The organism is Methylophaga sp. UBA1464 (assembly GCF_002325665.1).
Classification (GTDB): Bacteria; Pseudomonadota; Gammaproteobacteria; order Nitrosococcales; family Methylophagaceae; genus Methylophaga.
Genome location: NZ_DCSO01000011.1, coordinates 6825 through 9208 on the forward strand (window position 1 = coordinate 6825; position 2384 = coordinate 9208).

Sequence of the window (2384 nt, forward strand, 5' to 3'; positions counted from 1 at the left end):
TTACCGGTATTTGCGATGGGTCTATTCTGTTTGATTGGTTATACCCTGGCCAAACGTTTTGGGGTCAATCAGATCATTATTTTTTCAATTCTGTTACTTGTCGTCTCGGCAGCATTAAGGTTATGGGCCGTTAACGCCAGCGTCCTGATTATGACTGCTTTGTTAGCGGGTTTGGGCATCGCCTTAATTCAGGCGTTAATGCCGATGGTCATCAAGAATATTTATGGATCACAACATCCCAAAATGATGGGGTTTTATATCACTGGAATTATGGCTGGTGCAGCAATATCGGCTTCTTTATCGCCATTTATTGAAGCGGAATATGGCTGGAAAATGGGACTCGGTAGCTGGAGTCTGCTGGCCGTGGTGGCATTGATAGCCTGGCTGCTTTATAAACCTGATGCGCGACGTTTTCAGCATGAAAATTCAACGGATATCAAAACGCCCGGATTATGGCGCAATTCTCGTAGCTGGTATCTGGCTGTCTTTTTTTCGCTCGGTTCCAGCTGTTATGTTTGCGTGTTAGCCTGGTTGTCGCCTTATGCCATTGAACAGGGTTTTAACGCGAAACAAGCCGGATTGATGCTGGGCTTATTAACTGCGATGGAAGTGGTTGCCGGTCTGCTGTTCCCTGCTCTGTCAGCAAAAAACATTGATAGACGACGGATTTTGTTTATTTTATGTATTCTCCAAATCATCGGTTTTGGTGGTATGGCTTTGAGACCGGATATCAGTCTTTGGCTTTGGTCAGCGATTGCCGGGCTGGGAATTGGCGGCATTTTTCCAATGGCGTTGATTGTGACGATGGACCATCAACCGAATTCTATGCTGGCGGGAAAACTTGCTGGTTTTGTCCAGGGTATCGGTTCAATGATTGCCGCGATAGCACCCTGGATTGCAGGTTGGATTCGTGATTCATTACAGAGCTTTTCTATGGCCTGGATTGCACTCGCTGGATTAGGAATGATCGCCCTGCTCATGGCCTGTGCCTTTAATCCACATCGATATGCCGCCATTTATTCAAAAAACGCATAATCGTTACCGTACTACTCTGTCAAATACGCGCAAATGAAACCAATTACTGCTTAAACAGTCCCCTTTAGGGTCACGTTTTATCTGCCGTGGACAATGGCACCCTGCATGACGATGACGTCTTTCAATGACTTTATAATTGCTTGCGACGATTATCAATATCGCCCCAAAATCTGTAAGGTATTGTTTTATTTATTAAATTTCAAAAGGTGGTAATTTATGGCAGAATCAGCGAAACACAGCTTCAATCCGGATAAAGGTTATATTGCATTATTAGGATGGAGTCTGAACGCTGTTGAAGCTGCCGAATCATTTGACCGACAATATGTTGTTGTCGCGCCTGATTGGGCAGAAGAATACTGCACTGAGCACAACATTCCCTACATCAAATGGAATTTTGAACGACTCAATGATCGTTCTTTGGAAATTGCCCAGACCCTGCAAGAAGCCGGTGTTGATGTGGCGATTCCCTTGTTTGAGGAAACGGTTGAATGGGCCGGTGCCATCAATTCGGTGTTAATGGATAACCCAAGATTATTTGGTCAGTCGCTGTTATTACGCGATAAAGCTCTGATGAAACGTCGCGCTCAACTGGGTGGAATCCGGGTCGGTATTTTCGAAGAGGCCCATGATAAAGATGATGTGGTGCGTTTTCTGAAACGTGTCAATCAGACCTTGCTCAAACTTGATGGTGATCCCAACGACCCTATTCATCTTAAAGCCTTTGATAAAGCCGGATGTCTTGGACATCGGGTAATTCGTACCCCTGATGAAGTGGATATGATCCCGGATGAAGAGTTTCCAGTTTTAATGGAATCACATCTGGATGGCTGGGAGTTCGCTGTCGAGGCCTGGATCCATAATGGCAAAATCCGTTTTCTGAATATTTCTGAATATGTGACCTTGGGTTATTCAGTGTTTGTACCGGCAACCCCGGAACTTGAACAATATCGTCCGGAAATTACCAGACAAATTGAAAAACTGATTAAAACCTTTGATATTGAGTTTGGCTTTGTGCATCCGGAATACTTTGTGACGAGTGATGGCGAAATGTACTTCGGTGAGGTTGCTTATCGCCCGCCAGGTTTTAAGGTTTTCGAACTATTAGAGCGGGCTTATGGCTTTAACGCTTACCACGCTTTGATTTTGTCGTTTGATCCAAAAACAACGGAAGAAGAAATCAGCAGTTTCTTTCCCAAAGAAGTGGTTGACGCAAAAGGCGTCGCTGGATGTTTCGGGGTTTACCCCCGTCGTCGCGTAGTCAGTCGTTTGGAAATACCACAAGACACCGAAGATCATCCCTATTTCGATTTCCATGAGCTTACTGCACCACTGGAAGAAACCGTCACCAA

General features: G+C 44.9%; 2 protein-coding genes. Both read left to right on the plus strand.

The features are described from left to right. Positions 1-15: 15 nt before the first annotated feature. Entirely contained in the window at positions 16-1035 is a 1020-nt protein-coding gene (locus tag B3O33_RS00820) for an MFS transporter (protein WP_292362738.1), read from the plus strand. A gap of 216 nt (positions 1036-1251) precedes the next feature. Next, the coding region (locus tag B3O33_RS00825; protein ID WP_292362739.1) for an ATP-grasp domain-containing protein at positions 1252-2384 on the plus strand (1133 nt) is incomplete at its 3' end.

Excerpts from the sequence above, each read along its gene's own strand:
- B3O33_RS00820 (WP_292362738.1), top strand. The coding sequence starts at position 16 with ATGGGTCTATTCTGTTTGATTGGTTATACCCTGGCCAAACGTTTTGGG.